This window comes from Nocardia flavorosea NBRC 108225 (assembly GCF_001613385.1).
In the GTDB taxonomy this organism is placed as follows: domain Bacteria; phylum Actinomycetota; class Actinomycetes; order Mycobacteriales; family Mycobacteriaceae; genus Nocardia; species Nocardia flavorosea.
Window position 1 is genome coordinate 48,335 of the sequence record NZ_BDCG01000001.1, and the last position, 15,601, is coordinate 63,935.

A 15,601-nucleotide genomic window follows, 5' to 3' on the forward strand; every position below is an offset into this window, starting at 1 on the left:
GCGCGTAGCGGCTCATCGGGAAGACACTTCGCCGATCTTCTCGTCTGATCCCGGAGACGAACGGCCGCTGGCCCCCACAGCGAAATCGGTCTCGATCCCGCCGGGCGATGAGGGCCTGAGCACGGACCGTACCGGTACCGCCGGTGCCCATTCAGTGGAAAGACCGGCGGACGCAGCGGGGTACCCGCGTCATGATCGAGAGGGTACGGTCTCGCCCAGTGTGCCGCCTGTGTACCGGCGACTCACGAATGCCACCTGCGGGGCCGGTCGCCGGAAACCATCTGGAAATTGTTCATCCAATCCAATCCAATCCAATCGGAACGGCAGGCTCTATGTTCTCGGAACACGCGTTCTTCTCCTTCATCGATCTCACCGATCCCAGCGTGCATCGCGAATACAACGAATGGCATCAGCTCGACCACCGCCCGGAGAATCTGCTGCTGCCGGGCGTGGCCTGGGGTGATCGATGGGCCAGGCCGGCCGAGTACGCCGCGCTGGACCGGTCTTCGTCCCAGGAACTCGCCGATGTCGACTATGTGGCGATGTACTGGTTCACACCGCCCTATGAGGAGAGCGTCGCGGCCTGGACGAAACTGGGCGAGGACTCCTTCCAGTGGGGCCGAGGTCCGCAACTGCCCGGGGTTGTGCGACCGCTGCTCGGATTCTTCACACCTGTCAAGGGTTACGCGGCACCGCGTATCGGCGTGTCGGCGGACGCGCTGCCCTTCCGGCCCAACCGCGGATTGCATCTCACCGTCACCCATTTCGCGGAACCACACGGAGCCGACGTGCACGAGCAGTTCCGCTGGGACGACCGTGTCGGAATTCCCGCGCTACTCGAACTCCCGGGAGTGGCGGGTGCGTGGACCTTCTCGCTGCATTCGATGCAGAAGCATCCCACCCTGCCGCTCGGTGCCGGCAATCGCGAGTTCGCGCCGGGATCGGTCCGGATCCGACTGCTGTACCTCGACGCGGACCCGGCCGAGGTGACCGGCTCGGTGGTGGAGTTGGACCAGAGCCTGGCCACCGCGGGCGACGGTGCGCCGCGGCCGGTCGTCGGGGACACCCTGTTCGACGGCCCGCTGCGGACGATCATTCCCTGGCAGGACTGGTAACAGGTCGCCGGCCTCGCCGGCCTGCGATGAGCAGGCCGGCGAGTACCGCGGCGGCCGCGGTGGTACCGGTCGCGATCCATAACATGGTGGCAAAGGCCGTCTCTGCGGGATAGTGCTGGGCGCCGATCGTGAGGGTTACCCTCGCGGGGACGGCCCGGACGTACACGTGGGATCTGGCTGTCCGGGCATGCGTTCGAGTACGTTATCGCGGCAGCAGGAGTCGGCAAATCCCCGGTCGGTTCTGCCTGGTCTCGGTCCGAATGTGCGATCGCGGCCGATATCAGCTCGGCCTTGTTGGTCCATCGCCGATAGACCCAAGGCTTCGATACCCCGCTTTCCTCCGCGATCCTGGCGATACTCAGCGCTTGATAACCCACGCGGGGGAGGCAGGTCCAGCGCCGTTTCGAGGATGTGTTCGTCGGCGTGCACACGGGGACGACCGACCCGCGGCGGCTCCGGTGTCTCATCGAGCATGCCGGTCGCGGCTCGGTCTCCCCTGCGGGGAACTCCTTCGGGAGCGCAGGTGGACGGTGGTTCCAGTGTCCCACCGGGGACCCGGCCACCGGCGTTGTGCACCGGTCAGGCCCGGCGACCGGTCTTCCGGGGCCCGGCGACAGCACGTCCTGTATCTCGAAGTCGACCCGCCGGAACAGCCCGACTTCTAGAAGGTGATGCCGCCCCCGTACTGCTGGGGGTTCCGTGGGTAGAGCATGACTTTGCAGGTGTTCCGGGCGACGATATGCCCTCGGTCTCATGACCGCGGCGAAGTTGTCGCGGCTCCTCGTTCCGTGGACAGCTCCCGGTCCAGGCCTGATGTGTAGCGGCGTGGTCGCGCTTCGGCAGCGTCCCACTCGCGGTCGGGAACCCCGCCTGCCGCACGCGCGCCACCCCTCAGCTGCATGTGTGCCGGAACAGGGTGACAGTGACTCACCGGTGCACCACACTGAGAGGGTTTGGTATATGCGGGAGGAGAGTCGTTATGGCTTCTCGGTACACAGCGGCGGTCGAGCGTGAGATCACCGATATGCGAGCACAATACGACGAGTGGGCGAACACCGCAGAACCCTGGTCATTGCGGGAAATTTTCAGCACAGCGGACTTCGATATCGCAGAGTACTGCAGAGAGTTCCGTCCCAGCGAGTTCGGTGCGCAGACTTGTGATGATGTGGAAAGTTACTGCCGCGCACACGATATCTGGCTGGAACCCGCCGGTGCGCACTACAACAGCATGACGCCGTATCTGCATCCGGGAGCGGTCAGTGCGCGGCGGCTGACGGCGATCGGATTGTTCAACGCGATCCTGTTCTGGCTCAACGATACTGTGGGCCGGGAGAAGTACGGACACCTGTCGGAGGCCGAACAAGGCAGGGCGCGTGACGAACTCGCGCGCCTGTGCCGCCTGCTGGAAACCCGGAAACCGGCCGTCGACCCGACCCCGGTCGAAGCGGCGACGGTCGATTTCCTATCGCAGGTCGGCGAGTTGTCGGACCCACGATGGCTCGACGAATTCCTCGCTTCGACCGTGGAACATCTGCGCACCGCGATCCGCGACCAGAACGCCCGCGCCCGTGGTGATCTGCTGACCGTCGCGGAGTACATCGATCTGCGCGCGCAGGTATCGGGGATGTATCCGGCCATCGCCCTGTGCGAGTTCGGCCGCGACAGCTACCTGGATGCGGAACAGCTGGTACGGGTGGGGCTCGCCCCGGACCTCCGTCGATTACGTGTGCTCACTGCCGAAATCGGTGCATTGATGAATGACATGTTCTCCTTCGAAAAGGAGTGCATTGCGGACCGGTCGGATTTCAACCTGATCCCGGTCTGCCTGCTGAACACACCCGGCGCGACCTTGGCCGACGCCGTACGCGACGCGGGCACCATCGTGCGCGATCGAATCACCGAGTTCCGGCATCGGCACGACGCGCTGGCGGACCGCTGCCATGCGCCGGGCCTCGCCGATACCGATCTGGCCGCGCAACTGCTCGAGTACCTCACCGACCTCACCGGCTGTGTCCAGGCGAGCTGGGTATGGCAACTGACCACGACCCGGTACAAGGGGACGAGTATTTTCTCGGAGAACCACCCCCCACCCGGCCGGAGCCTGGCCGATGAGCAATGATAGTGATCATCGAGGGTAGCCACCCGACCTTTCGCTAGGCGCTGTTGTATGGCTGCGAACGGGGCGGTGGCGGGCACAGCAGCGAAGGGGAGCGATGGAGCCGGAGCACAGCGAACTGGTTCGAGCATGGTCTGCGGCCCTCCATGCGACCAGCGGCTCCGCCCCCTCCGATCCGAGTATCCATCACCTGCTCAGCTGGCTGGTGCACGATCTCGCGCATGCACTCACCACCACACCGTTCGATTTCGGTGCCGGGGCCCGGGCCGGGGCCGCCCTGGCTGCCGCGGATCTGCCGGCACCCGATGTGGTGGCCACCTCGGTCCCGGTGCTGTGGTCACTCGCGAGTCCGGTCGGCGACCCCGAAACGACCCGGAGAATGGCGGTCCTGCTGGCCAAACTCGGCGAAGGCTTCGGTATCCGGCGGCAGATGTTGTTCGCGCCGCCCGATGCTCCGGGCGAGGTCTCGCAACGGATGGACGAACGTTTCCGGGTCGTTTTCGACAATGCGGCGGTGGCCATCGCCATCGGCGATACCAACGGTGTTCTGCTCAATGCCAACCGGGCACTCGCGGATATGATCGGCGTCCCCGCCGACGACCTGCGCGGTATCTCGGTGTACGAATTCGCTCATCCGGAGGATCGGGAACGTATTCGCCGGATGGTCTACGAGCGGTTGGTGCCGCACAAGCAGGGCGCGGTGAAACTGGAACAGCAGATCGGGCGGGCCGACGGCAGCTACGGGTGGGCCGCCTTCTCCATCACCTTCGTCGAGGGCCGCGACGGGCATCCGGACTATCTGCTGGCTGTCGGCGAAGACGTCACCGAACAGCACCGGATGCGCGAGGAACTGCACCGGCAGGCACGCCATGATCTGCTGACCGGGCTGCCGAACCGGCGTCAGCTGCTCGAATGGCTGGATTCGACGATCCGCGACGCCGGTCCGCAGGACCGGATCGGGTTGTGTTTCGTGGACCTGGACCGGTTCAAATACATCAACGATCGCTACGGTCACGGCACGGGTGACAAGGTCCTCACCGCCGTGGCGAACCGGTTGAACGACAGCGTGGTGGAGCTGGATTGCCTGGTCGCGCGGATCGGCGGCGACGAATTCGTGACACTCGTCCCGCCACCCGTCGACGACGACCGGATGACCGAGGTGGCCGAGCGGCTGCTCGGCGCCCTGTCCGATCCGGTCACCACGGGGGGCCATCGGTTGACCGTCTCGGCCAGTATCGGCGCGGTGGTGACCACGGTCGAAGGCGGACAAGCGGAGGCATTGCTGGACGCCGCCGATACCGGGCTCTATCACGCCAAGAACAGTGGAAAGGCGCAGTGGGTACTGCATACCCTGCCGGTCGACGGGGGCACCGATCCGGATCCTGTCGACGGTGGCGGACCTGCCGGCCAGGCCCGGTGACCCCGAGCGGTCAAGCGGTCATGGTGCCGACGAGCCCGCCATCGATGATCAAGTCTTGACCGTTGATGCATGAGGCCTCGGAGGAAGCCAGAAAGGCCACCGTGTCGGCGACCTCGCCGGGACGCCCGGATCGCCCGGCCGGAACTCGGCTTCGGTCGGCGGCTGCGACCTGCGCGGGAAGCTCGGCCTCGGGGTACATCGGGGTATCGATATAGCCGGGGCTGACGGAGTTGACGCGGATACCGCGTGGAGCGAGTTCCGTGGCAAGAGTTCGAGCCAGATTATGGACCGCGGCCTTGGTTGCGGGGTAGAGGCGCAGTCCGTCGACACCCCGGTGCAGGGTCCACGAGGCGTTGACGAGGATTGCGCCGCCGTCGGGGATGAGGGACAGCGCCTTCTGGATGGTGAAGAAGACCCCTCTGAAGTTGATTGCCACGGAACGGTCGAAATCCTTCTCGGTGATCTCCCGGATCGGTGCGAAGATGCCGACTCCGGCATTCGCGACGACCACGTCGTACCGGTCACGAATGTCCTGCATGAGCGCGTCCAGGGCGGTCAGGTCGGCGACGAATCCGTGCGCCCGGTCGCCGAGATCGGCCACCGCCGCCTCCAGCCGGGCGGCGTCGCGCCCGGTGACGACCACCTGTGCGCCCTCGCCGATGAGGCGTTTCGCCGTGGCGATCCCCATTCCGCTGGTGCCGCCGGTGACCAGTGCGATCTTGTCGGTGTATCGAGCCATCGGAACAGACTCGGTGATCGAACGGCGCCTGAACAGACCGAGCTGATGCTGGGTGTGACATCACCAGGCATCGTGGGCCCGCGGCCCTGGCTCAGCTGATCAGGCCGGACTCCTCGGCGAAGGTTTCCAGCCATTCCAGCGTGCCGGTGCCGGGAGTCGGATTGTGCAGAACCAAGTGGTGACCGGGATGCTCCGGCAGGGAAGCCGGGTGTACTCGAAATGCAGGTCGCCGCCGTGCGGATGAGTGATGGCCTTGGTGCCCTTCGCCGATTCGGTGACATCGTGCCGGGCCCACAACCGGTCGATACGCCAGAGTCGGCCGGTATTGCTCTGCACCGACAGCAGATACCGGCCGACGGCGAGGATGCCGTTGAGATTGTGCTCGCCGTGTATCTATTCGATGGCCGTCTGGTCGATATCGAGCCAGGGATCCATCTGCCGGCGGCCGTCGCGTTCGGTGATCCGGTAGATCATCGGCAGGAAGGAATCGGTGACGTAGGCGGTGCCGCCTTCCGCGACGGATACCTCGTTCACGAAACCACCTGGGAGACCGTGAAGTTCGCTGAGCAGTTCGCCGCTGCCGGGGTCGTAGACCCGGGTGATGTTGCTGTCGGCGCCGTTGACGAACAGTCGTCCCGCGGCGTCCATCGTCATTCCGGAGGTGAGGGTTCGTCCGTCGGTTCCGTGTGGGGACCACGGCTCCGCGTCGGGCCGGTCCACATGGCCGCGATACAGCGCGCCGTCCGCGGCTCTGCCCACGAAATAATGCCCGGTCCCGGGGTCGTAGGCGAGCCCGGTGGGAAATGCCCGGTCGCCGGGGATGACATAGTGGCCGGGCGGTTCGGCCGGTGCGGGGGAGGTGCAGGCGAGAGCCACCGACGCAGTGAGCCGAGGATGAGATGGCGTATACGAACGCGCATGGCGGCCGTCCTTTCGGGGATGCGATCTTCCGCATCATCTGCCGTCCGCGACGATTCTCCCGATACCTGTCGATACAGGTGTTCCCGTGCCTGGGTGTGGGAAACCCAGGCACGGCGGACGCCGGTCACCGTGGTGAACCGACGAGAAAGGCTCCGCACCCGTGGGGTGCGGAGCCTTCAAGTCACACGAAATCAGATCGCGCGGACGTCCTGAGCCTGCGGGCCCTTCTGGCCCTGGCCGATCTCGAACTCGACCCGCTGACCCTCTTCGAGGGTCTTGAAGCCCGAGCCACCGATGGCCGAGTAGTGCACGAAGACGTCAGGGCCGCCTCCGTCTTGGGCGATGAAGCCGAAGCCCTTCTCGCCGTTGAACCATTTCACGCTGCCTTGCGCCATGCTTTAATACTTCATTCCTGTAGATGAGCCGCGCAGATCACTTTGATAAGCGCAGTCTCGATGAGCCAGTGTGCCACACGCATGGGTGATCCGTCCAGGGGGGTGGACCCCAGGCGGCAACGGCGCGCCGTCTCTGCTTGGGGGCCCGGCTGGTCGTGGACCTGCTAAGGACTATGAAAGACATTGACGGAGAACATGATCAAGGCAATCCGAGCGGAGGTTCCCGTCAGCGGCGCTTGGGGTCGAACGTGGACTCGACATCGGATTTCGCGACGGCCTTGGCCTTCTTTTCCGCACGCTTTTCCTTCAGCGTTTTTCCGGATTTCTTGGTGGCGCCGCCACGGGGAGATTTATCGGACATGATCGTCCTTCGTTTAGCCGGACCTGAACGGTCCCGTTGGCTCCACCGTACGCGACACCGCCGGATCCGGTGCGGAAACAACCCGGTGTCGGGCCGGCCTTCGGGCCCGGGCTACTCCTCGCTGAGCCGGCCTGCCGTCATATGCCAGCGGCGGGTCGCGTGCACGGAATCCAGCATGCGGCGGTCGTGGGTGACCAGCAGAAGGGTGCCGGTGAAGGAGTCGACCGCCTGCTCCAGCTGTTCGATGGCCGGTAGGTCGAGATGGTTGGTGGGTTCGTCGAGGACCAGCAGGTTGACGCCACGGGCCTGCAGCAGGGCCAGCGCGGCGCGGGTGCGTTCGCCGGGTGAGAGCGTGTCGCAGGCACGGGTGACGTGCGGTCCACGGAGCCCGAACTTGGCGAGCAGCGTCCGGATATCGGCATCCGGCCAGTCGGGGATGGCCGCCCCGAAGGTCGCGGCGAGTGTACCTGCACCGCGGAACAGGCCGCGGGCCTGGTCGACCTCCCCGATCTGCACGCCGGAGCCGAGCGCGGCGGTGCCGGCATCGGGGGCGAGTTTGCCCAGCAGCAGGGCGAGCAGCGTCGATTTACCGGAGCCGTTCGTGCCGGTCAGCACGATGCGGTCGGCCCAGTCGATCTGGGTCGTGACGGGTCCGAGCGTGAAGTTGCCGCGGGTGACAGTGGCATTGATCGCCGTCGCGACCACCGAACCGCTCCGCGGCGCCGCCGCGATCTCCATCCGCAGTTCCCACTCCTTGCGCGGTTCCTCCACGACGTCGAGCCGTTCGATACGGCGCTGCGTCTGCCGGGCCTTGGCGGCCTGTTTCTCGGTGGATTCGGCCCGGGTTTTCCGGGTGACCTTGTCGGAATCGTTCTTGCTCTTGCGGCGCGCATTGCGGACACCGTGTTCGAGCCAGTTGCGCTGCCTCCGCGCCCTGGCCTCCAAAGCGGCTTTGGTATCGGCGAATTCGTCGTAGGCCTCGCGGGCGTGCCGGCGCGCGATCTCACGTTCGGTCAGGTAGGAGTCGTAGCCGCCATCGTAGAAGTTGATCTGCTGCTGGGCGAGATCCAGTTCGAGGACGGCGGTCACCGTGCGGGTCAGGAATTCGCGGTCGTGGCTGATGATCACGAGCGGTACCCGGACACCGGTGACGAAACGTTCGAGGCGGTCGAGACCGTCGAGGTCGAGGTCGTTGGTGGGTTCGTCGAGCAGCAGGATATCGAAACGCGACAGCAGAACCGAGGCGAGACCCGCGCGGGCAGCCTGCCCACCGGACAATCCCGTCATCGGGGTATCCAGCCCGCCCGCGAGGCGGGCGGTGAGCCCCAGATCGGCGGCAACCTCCGCGGCACGCTGTTCGAAATCGGCGCCGCCGAGCGCGAGCCAGTGTTCGAGGGCGGGGGAGTAGTCGTCGTCTCCGCCGTCGGCGAGTCGTTCGGCGGCGGCGTCCATGATGCGCTGGGCGTCGGCGACACCGGTCCGGCGGGCGAGATAGCCGAGTACGGATTCACCCGCGGTGCGCTCGGGCTCCTGCGCCAGATAGCCGACGGTGGCGGCGGGCGGACTGAGGGTGATACTGCCTTCCCCCGGGGCACCGTCAGCGAGCATGCGCAGAAGCGTCGATTTTCCCGCGCCGTTGACACCGACCAGCCCGATCACATCACCGGGAGCGAGAGTCAGATCGAGGTCGGCGAACAGGGTGCGTTCGGCGTGCCCGGCCGAGAGACCACTGGCCTGCAATGTTGCGCTCACCGCGCATATTCTGCCCGGACCGGCCGCAACGCTCGGAACCGGCTGTCGAGAGCGTACGCGGTGGTACAGAAGGAGACGGTTACCCGCACCGCGACCGTGGCCGGTCGGGATCGGTCGAGGCGCCGGCGGCACTCCGCAAGCGGATTCGGCATGGGGCGTGGGCTTGCCCCGCGATCGGAACGCGATGCCCTCGTATCGGATCTCGGCGGACCAACGGATCGCGGGGATAGCCGGCTCGGGTCTACGGCGACGAGACCGTTTGCCGACCCGCCGTCCCAGCCGCCGGGTTAGGGCCCGCCTCCGCACTACACGAAGGTCCGGCTGGCGGATGAGGGATTCCACGCTCCCGCGACATGGGAGCGTGCTCAGAGATAACAAAAGAAGGTGTTGCGTGGGACAGGTAGCCGGGCCGGGCTCTCGCGGAGGCTCAGGGCCTTGCGGGGTCGGCCCGGAGGGTGTCGGCGGTGATCGGGAGCGCACGCACACGGACCCCGGTGGCATGATGAATCGCGTTGGCGACCGCGGCGGCCGCGCCGACGATCCCGATCTCGCCCGCGCCGCGCGACCCCATCGGGTTGGTGTGCTCGTCCACTTCGTCCAGCCAGATCGCGTCGATGTCCTGGACATCGGCGTGCGCGCTGATGTGGTAGGACGCCAGGTCGTGGGTGACGATATGGCCGAACCGGTGGTCGCGCACGCTGTCCTCGTGCAGGGCCCCGGAAACACCCATTGTCATGCCGCCGATCAGCTGCGAACGCAGGGTGCGCGGGTTGATCGCCCGACCGATGGAGAAGACGCCCAGCATGCGTGGGATACGGATCTCGCCGGTGTCGCGGTGGACCCGGGCTTCGACGAACTGGGCGCCGAACGAGTGCAGAGCGAACTTTTCGGCGTCCGGATTCCCGGCCGCCCGGGCGCTGGTGCGCGAGCCCGTGGTGGGGGTTTCGCCGTGCTCGCGCCGGAAGGCCTGGGCGGCGGCGACCACAGCCGATCCCCACGAGCCGATTCCGGTGGATCCGCCGGCAACGCTGGCCTCGGGCAGGTAGGTATCGCCTATCCGCAGCCGCACCGCGTCCGGGGCGCAGCCCAGTGCGTCGGCGGCGATCTGGGTCAGCGCCGTCCAGGTACCCGTGCCGATATCGGCGGCACCGATATCGACGGTGTAGTGCTCGTCGGCACCGAATTCGATCCGGGCGGTGTTACCGGGCATCGCCATGGCGGGGTAGGTGGCCGCCGCGACCCCCGTCCCGACCAGCCAATCACCATCGATTCGTGCGCGCGGAGCGGGATCGCGTCCGGCCCAGCCGAGATGTTCGGCGCCGGTGCGCAGGCATTCGACGAGATGCCGTCCCGACCACGGCAGGCCCGTCTCCGGATCGGTTTCCGGCTCATTGCGGATGCGCAGCTCGATCGGGTCGATACCGCAGGCCACGGCGAGTTCGTCCATCGCCGATTCCGCCGCATACATACCGGGACATTCCCCCGGCGCGCGCATCCAGAACGGCACCGGCACATCCAGCGCGACCAGGCGATGGGAGGTCCGCCGGTTCGGGGTGGCGTACATCGTCCGGGAGGCGACCGCGGTCTGCTCGGCGAATTCCTTGATCCGGGAGGTCGTCTCGACCACCTCGTGCGACAGCGCGGTGAGCCTGCCCTCGCGATCCGCGCCCAGGCGCATCCGCTGCACGGTCGGTGTGCGGTAGCCGACCAGTGCGAACATCTGCTGCCGGGTGAGCGCAAATTTCACCGGCCGTCCCGCGCAACGCCGGGCAGCCAGCAGCGCGAGCACATTGTGGGCATGGGGCGCCCCCTTGGAACCGAACCCGCCGCCGACGTGGGGCGCCAGCACCCGCAGCTGGGAAGGTTCGAGCCCGAACAGCGGTGCCAGCGTCGACCGGACGGTGTGCACACCCTGCGTGGAGTCGTAGAGCGTGACCTCCGGCCGGCCGGTCGATTCGTCCCACAGCGCAATACAGGCGTGCGGTTCCATCGGGTTGTTGTGCTCGGTGGGCGTGGTGTAGGTCCGGTCGATACGCACCTCGGCCGCCGCGAATCCCGCTTCGACGTCACCGTCCTCGGTATCGGTCGGGAAAGTCGGATTCACCTGCTCGGGCGCGTAGCGGCCGGGGTCGTCGGCGCGCAGTTCGGTGTGATGTGGCTCGGACTCGTACTCGACCCGCACCAGATCGGCACCGTGACGTGCGATTTCGGCGCTCTCGGCGAGTACCGCGCCGATCAGTTGCCCGCGGAAGTGCACACGGTCGTCCTGGAGGATGCTCAGTTCACCGTCGGAGGCATCGGCGAGAGCGGGAGCGTCGAACACGGTAAGTGCCGCAACCACTCCCGGGAGACGCAGTGTATCGCCGGTGTCCATGGAATCCACCCGGCCCCGGGCGACGGTGGCCTGGACCGGATGGAGATACAGAGGATTGTCCACGGGATGTTCGACGGCATACGACGCCGTACCGGTGACCTTGGCGTGCCCATCCAGCCTGGTCAGCGGCGTACCCATCGATTCGGCCGGTATCAGTGTCATCGCTGTGCCTGTTCGGTGAGGGTCTGCAGGGTCGATACCAGGGTGCGGTGGGCGAGTCCGACCTTGAACTCGTTACCGTCCAGCGGCTGCGCGTCGGCGAGTTCGGCATCGGCGGCTCGTTCGAAGGTCTGCCGGGTCGCCGGGGCCGCGGTCAGTTCTGCTTCGGCCCGCCGCGCACGCCACGGTCGGTGCGCGACTCCGCCGAGCGCCAGCCGCGCGGACCGGATCGTGCTGCCGCCGGGTTCGAGGGCGAGTTCGGCCGTCACCGAGACCAGTGCGAACGCGTAGGAGGCACGGTCACGCACCTTGCGATAGTCCGCAACCACCCCGTCCGGTGGTGCGGGGATCTCGATCGCGGTGATCAACTGGCCGTGGTCCAGAACGGTGTCACGTTCGGGATGGTCCCCGGGCAGCCGGTGGAACTCGGTGATCGGGACCCGCTGTTCGCCGCCGGTGTTCTCCGTGACCACCGCGGCATCCAGTGCCGCGAGCGCGACCGCCATATCCGACGGATGCACTGCCACACAGTGCTCGGATGCCCCCAGGATCGCGTGATAGCGGACGTACCCGCCGAGTGCCGCGCAACCGCTGCCGGGCTCGCGCTTGTTACACGGCGTCGACACATCCTGGAAGTACACGCATCGGGTGCGTTGCAGCAGGTTGCCACCGGTGGTGGCCAGATTGCGCAGCTGTCCCGACGCCCCGGACAGCAGCGCGCGGGCCAGCGCCGGGTAACGGGCCCGGACCACCGGATGCGCCGCCAGATCGCTGTTGCGGACGGCCGCGCCCACCCGCAGCCCGCCGTCCGCGGTCTCCTCGATCTCGTCCAGCGGCAGCCGGCTGACATCGACCAGCAGTTCCGGCGCGGCTATGCCCAGTTTCATATGGTCGACGAGGTTGGTGCCGCCACCGAGGAACGCCGCCGCCGGTCGTTCGGCCACCGCCGCCACCGCCTCCCGGGTGCTCGCCGCGCGCCGGTACTCGAACGGGATCACCGGGCCGCCGCCTGCCGGATCGCCGCCACGATATTCGGGTAGGCCGCGCAACGGCACAGGTTGCCGCTCATCCGTTCCCGGATCTCGGCACTGTCGAGTTCCGCGGCGGCCGTGAGATCAGGGGTGACGTAACTGGGATTCCCGGCCTTCGCTTCCGCCAGCATCCCCACCGCCGAGCACACCTGCCCGGGTGTGCAGTAACCGCATTGGAAGCCGTCGTGCTCCAGAAACGCCTGCTGGACGGGGTGCAGGGTCTCGCCGTCGGGCAACCCGGCCGCGGTGACCACCTCGGCCCCGTCGTTGGCCGCGGCGAAGGTGAGGCAGGTGGTGGCACGCCGGCCGTCGAGCAGTACCGTGCACGATCCGCACTGTCCGTGATCGCAGCCTTTCTTGGGAGCCGTGACACCGAGCTGCTCACGCAGCGCGTCCAGCAGGGTGGTGCGGTTGTCCACGCGCAGCGTCCGCCGCTGCCCGTCCACGTCCAGCGCGATATCGCTGTGATTTTCGGCAGCTGTCATGGCCGCCGGATACCCCCGGCTCACGCCCCAAACCGGAGACCTTCGCAACGAATCGCGGTCGTGTCACCGGCGTGATGGATGGGACTGCCGAGATCACGCAGCCGCGCACCGCTGCCGTTGCGCCGCTGCGCGACGATCTCCGCGGCAATGGACACCGCCGTCTCCTCCGGGCTGTCGGCCCCCAGATCCAGGCCGGTCGGCGCGGCGAGACGCCCCAGTTCGACTTCGGTGACCCCGGCGTCACGCAGCCGGCGCACACGATCGGCGTGGGTGCGCCGGCTTCCCATCGCACCGATATACCCGGCCTCGCTGCGCAACGCCGCCGCGAGGAGCGGCACATCGAACTTCGCGTCATGGGTGAGCACGCAGATCACGGTCGATTCGGTCACGGGCGTCTCCGCGAGATACTCGTGTGGCCAGCGCACCACGACCTCGTGTGCCGCCGGAAACCGCGAGGCGGTGGTGAAGGCCGGCCGGGCATCGCAGAGGGTGACCCGGTAGCCGAGGAATCGGCCCATGCGGGTGAGCGCGGCTGCGAAATCGTCGGCACCGAAAATGAGCATGCGCGGTGGGGCGGGAAAGGACTGGACGAATACACGCATGTCGCATGCGGTATCGGTACCCGGTAAGTCGAGTATCCGGGTGGTAGTCGTATCGGCGAGTGCCCGCACCCGATCCAGCGAGGCATCCGTCGCAGAGCGGCCGTCACCGGGACGAGCCGGGATGAGTGTATGACGTGGGGCCGAAGCGTTGGCTCCGGCGACGATCGTCGCCAGCGCGACCGGCTGACCGTCCCGAATCGCTGCTAACAATGGCGCGAGCACTGCGCGCAGCGATTCGTTCACAGGTTCGACGAACACGTCGAGCCTGCCACCACACGGCAGACCCGGGGCCGAGAAGTCCCCGGCCCCGCCGTCGTACCGCAGCTGCTCCGGAACACCGCTGCGCATGACCTCCTGCGCCCGTGCGCAGATATCGCCGTCGACACACCCACCGGAAATACTGCCCACGATCCGACCAGAACCCGAAACTGCCAGCGTGGCCCCGGGCGGGCGCGGACCTCCGGACCAACTGTCCACCACTCGCGCCAAGGCGGACCGCGAACCTGCACGGGTCCACTTCAAGGCTGCTTCCCAAGCCGTATTCATCGGCTTGTGGGCATCGGCCGAGTGAGCCGCGAATGTGTGCGGACCGGCGGGTATCTCTGTGGTGCCGGAGTCTGCTTGTTGCTCATCCGTCTCGCCTACCCACCGAGGCCACTTTCAGTCCTCCGGCGATGCATTACGATCGCGGCAGCTGATCGGCGGGTCAGGCAGTGGAAAGTTCAGAGCCTCCACTGCGGGGAAGGCGGGAAGACCATCGGCAGGTTCGTCAACGCTCGGTGGAACGGGCCGGGGCGCCAGACGAGCTGGTCCACCGGGACTGCCAGTGTGATCTCCGGCAATGCATCCAGGAGCTGGTCGATGATTTCCTGGGCGAGCAGGTAGGAGAACGGCCGGGCGTGCGCAGGGCACGCGTGCGGCCCGGTGCTCCAGGCGAGGTTCCACCCATTGTCCAGGAATTCGCCCGTGTTCATCTCCGGGTCCGTATTGCACGCCGCCATACTGATGATCACCGGCTGATTCGCCTGCAGCCATACGTCCTCGATCAGGATCGGCTGGCGAGGGTAGGTGATGCAATAGTTCGCCATCGGTGGATCGGTGGCCAGCCGTTCATCCAGCGCCGTCTTGGTGGACAGGTGGAACTTGTTCTCACTGCTGGTGTAGCGGGGATCGGTCAACATCAGAACCAGAGTGTTGGCGATCAGGTTCAGAGGCGGTTCGACACCGGCCGCGAACAGCAGCACCAATTGGTGCACCATCTCTTCATCGGACAGTCCTGATTCGTGCTGGACCATCCTCGTGGTGATGTCATCACCCGGATGAGAGCGCTTGAGATGGGTGAGTTCGAGCAACGCTTCGCCCATACTGGCATTGACCGCGTCGGTGTCCACGCTGTCGAACATCGCCGCACTGGCCGCCGCGACCCGCTCACCGATATCCTGCGGACAGCCGAGCACCTGGCAGAACACAGAGAAGACCATCGGGGCGACATATTCATTCAACACATCGGCCTGCCCTCTTTCGCAGAACGTGTTGATGACCGTCATAGCGGATCGCTCCACCATCGGCCGCAGCGTGTTCAGGTCGATCCCGGCCAGGGCATCGTTCATCGCGCTGCGGTAGCGGGCGTGTTCGGCGCCGCTGGTGCGGATCGCGTTCGGCCGGTATTCGATCATCGGCATGATCGGGCTATCGACGGGCGCTGTCTTCTGCCAGATGCTCGGATCGGCCGGGAACCGGTCCGGATCGTTGAGAATGCGCACGGCGGTGCGATACTTGATCACCATTGTCGCCGGCACGCCCGGCCACATCTCGACCGGCACCAGCGGTCCGTAGTCTCGCCGCATCTGGCGGTATGCCCGGTGGGGATCGGCCGCAAATTCTGCACTGTAGATAGGGATCCGAGGACCGTCGTCGATCGACGCAGGCGAGTCGACGGGTGCGCCCTGGTGCGCGTGCTGCGGATACACGTAAATCTCCTTGATATCGTTTGCGGCAGCATAGTACCCAAGGTGTAGACCTCCGGGCGCCTATGTCGTTCCCTCACAATAGATTTCTGTCGCCGTGCAAGCGATTCGACCACGCATCGCAGATCGTTCATGCCGCGGGCCCGGCCGACCACGCTGCGGCA

Annotated in this window: 14 protein-coding genes and 1 pseudogene; 3 read left to right on the plus strand and 12 right to left on the minus strand. The window is 66.6% G+C overall.

All coding sequences use genetic code 11. The annotated features are described in order from the left end of the window. Positions 1 to 332: 332 nt before the first annotated feature. Positions 333 to 1,115, plus strand: coding sequence for a hypothetical protein (locus NFL01S_RS00230; protein WP_062970228.1), 783 nt, complete (start codon positions 333 to 335; stop codon positions 1,113 to 1,115). A 284-nt stretch (positions 1,116 to 1,399) separates the two neighbouring features. Here the strand turns inward: NFL01S_RS00230 and NFL01S_RS37500 are convergent. Beyond that, positions 1,400 to 1,870, minus strand: a pseudogene (locus NFL01S_RS37500) (helix-turn-helix domain-containing protein); the annotation flags it as partial. Between the two features lie 224 nt (positions 1,871 to 2,094). On the opposite strand from NFL01S_RS37500, the gene NFL01S_RS00235 reads away from it, so the two are divergent. Next, positions 2,095 to 3,234 (plus strand): terpene synthase family protein, encoded by a 1,140-nt coding sequence (locus tag NFL01S_RS00235; RefSeq protein ID WP_084492289.1) that lies wholly within the window; start codon positions 2,095 to 2,097, stop codon positions 3,232 to 3,234. A gap of 94 nt (positions 3,235 to 3,328) precedes the next feature. Then, complete coding sequence (locus NFL01S_RS00240; RefSeq protein WP_062970230.1) at positions 3,329 to 4,651, plus strand: diguanylate cyclase domain-containing protein; 1,323 nt, start codon at positions 3,329 to 3,331, stop codon at positions 4,649 to 4,651. 10 nt (positions 4,652 to 4,661) lie between these two features. Here the strand turns inward: NFL01S_RS00240 and NFL01S_RS00245 are convergent, their stop codons facing one another. From NFL01S_RS00245 to NFL01S_RS00290, 11 genes are all read right to left on the minus strand, one after another. Continuing rightward, positions 4,662 to 5,390, minus strand: coding sequence for an SDR family NAD(P)-dependent oxidoreductase (locus NFL01S_RS00245; protein ID WP_062970231.1), 729 nt, complete (start codon positions 5,388 to 5,390; stop codon positions 4,662 to 4,664). 99 nt (positions 5,391 to 5,489) lie between these two features. Beyond that, on the minus strand, positions 5,490 to 5,726 hold the full coding sequence (locus tag NFL01S_RS37505; RefSeq protein ID WP_062970233.1) for an MmyB family transcriptional regulator: 237 nt from the start codon (positions 5,724 to 5,726) through the stop codon (positions 5,490 to 5,492). Between the two features lie 57 nt (positions 5,727 to 5,783). After that, positions 5,784 to 6,266 (minus strand): SMP-30/gluconolactonase/LRE family protein, encoded by a 483-nt coding sequence (locus NFL01S_RS00255; protein WP_062970235.1) that lies wholly within the window; start codon positions 6,264 to 6,266, stop codon positions 5,784 to 5,786. A 236-nt stretch (positions 6,267 to 6,502) separates the two neighbouring features. After that, the gene (locus NFL01S_RS00260) at positions 6,503 to 6,706 is read right to left on the minus strand and encodes a cold-shock protein (RefSeq protein ID WP_033242606.1); all 204 of its coding nucleotides are present in this window, start codon (positions 6,704 to 6,706) and stop codon (positions 6,503 to 6,505) included. 226 nt (positions 6,707 to 6,932) lie between these two features. Beyond that, the gene (locus NFL01S_RS37265; RefSeq protein ID WP_086007740.1) at positions 6,933 to 7,067 is read right to left on the minus strand and encodes a hypothetical protein; all 135 of its coding nucleotides are present in this window, start codon (positions 7,065 to 7,067) and stop codon (positions 6,933 to 6,935) included. 111 nt (positions 7,068 to 7,178) lie between these two features. Further along, the gene (locus tag NFL01S_RS00265; RefSeq protein WP_062970237.1) at positions 7,179 to 8,819 is read right to left on the minus strand and encodes an ABC-F family ATP-binding cassette domain-containing protein; all 1,641 of its coding nucleotides are present in this window, start codon (positions 8,817 to 8,819) and stop codon (positions 7,179 to 7,181) included. Positions 8,820 to 9,246: 427 nt separating this feature from the next. Then, positions 9,247 to 11,355 carry a xanthine dehydrogenase family protein molybdopterin-binding subunit gene (locus tag NFL01S_RS00270; protein ID WP_062970239.1) on the minus strand — a complete coding sequence of 703 codons (2,109 nt, stop codon included), beginning with the start codon at positions 11,353 to 11,355 and terminating at the stop codon, positions 9,247 to 9,249. Further along, complete coding sequence (locus NFL01S_RS00275; RefSeq protein ID WP_062970382.1) at positions 11,352 to 12,350, minus strand: FAD binding domain-containing protein; 999 nt, start codon at positions 12,348 to 12,350, stop codon at positions 11,352 to 11,354. The genes NFL01S_RS00270 and NFL01S_RS00275 overlap by 4 nt, the downstream gene beginning before the upstream one ends. Then, the gene (locus NFL01S_RS00280; protein WP_062970241.1) at positions 12,347 to 12,868 is read right to left on the minus strand and encodes a 2Fe-2S iron-sulfur cluster-binding protein; all 522 of its coding nucleotides are present in this window, start codon (positions 12,866 to 12,868) and stop codon (positions 12,347 to 12,349) included. The genes NFL01S_RS00275 and NFL01S_RS00280 overlap by 4 nt, the downstream gene beginning before the upstream one ends. Before the next feature lie 20 nt (positions 12,869 to 12,888). Then, positions 12,889 to 14,016 carry an XdhC family protein gene (locus tag NFL01S_RS00285; RefSeq protein WP_062970243.1) on the minus strand — a complete coding sequence of 376 codons (1,128 nt, stop codon included), beginning with the start codon at positions 14,014 to 14,016 and terminating at the stop codon, positions 12,889 to 12,891. Positions 14,017 to 14,192: 176 nt separating this feature from the next. Further along, on the minus strand, positions 14,193 to 15,293 hold the full coding sequence (locus NFL01S_RS00290; RefSeq protein WP_307614442.1) for a cytochrome P450 family protein: 1,101 nt from the start codon (positions 15,291 to 15,293) through the stop codon (positions 14,193 to 14,195). Positions 15,294 to 15,601 lie beyond the last annotated feature (308 nt).

Coding starts and splice junctions, on each gene's coding strand:
- NFL01S_RS00285 (WP_062970243.1), bottom strand. CDS start 14,016: ATGAATACGGCTTGGGAAGCAGCCTTGAAGTGGACCCGTGCAGGTTCG.
- NFL01S_RS00230 (WP_062970228.1), top strand. CDS start 333: ATGTTCTCGGAACACGCGTTCTTCTCCTTCATCGATCTCACCGATCCC.
- NFL01S_RS00245 (WP_062970231.1), bottom strand. CDS start 5,390: ATGGCTCGATACACCGACAAGATCGCACTGGTCACCGGCGGCACCAGC.
- NFL01S_RS00270 (WP_062970239.1), bottom strand. CDS start 11,355: ATGACACTGATACCGGCCGAATCGATGGGTACGCCGCTGACCAGGCTG.
- NFL01S_RS00235 (WP_084492289.1), top strand. CDS start 2,095: ATGGCTTCTCGGTACACAGCGGCGGTCGAGCGTGAGATCACCGATATG.
- NFL01S_RS00240 (WP_062970230.1), top strand. CDS start 3,329: ATGGAGCCGGAGCACAGCGAACTGGTTCGAGCATGGTCTGCGGCCCTC.
- NFL01S_RS00260 (WP_033242606.1), bottom strand. CDS start 6,706: ATGGCGCAAGGCAGCGTGAAATGGTTCAACGGCGAGAAGGGCTTCGGC.
- NFL01S_RS00280 (WP_062970241.1), bottom strand. CDS start 12,868: ATGACAGCTGCCGAAAATCACAGCGATATCGCGCTGGACGTGGACGGG.
- NFL01S_RS37265 (WP_086007740.1), bottom strand. CDS start 7,067: ATGTCCGATAAATCTCCCCGTGGCGGCGCCACCAAGAAATCCGGAAAA.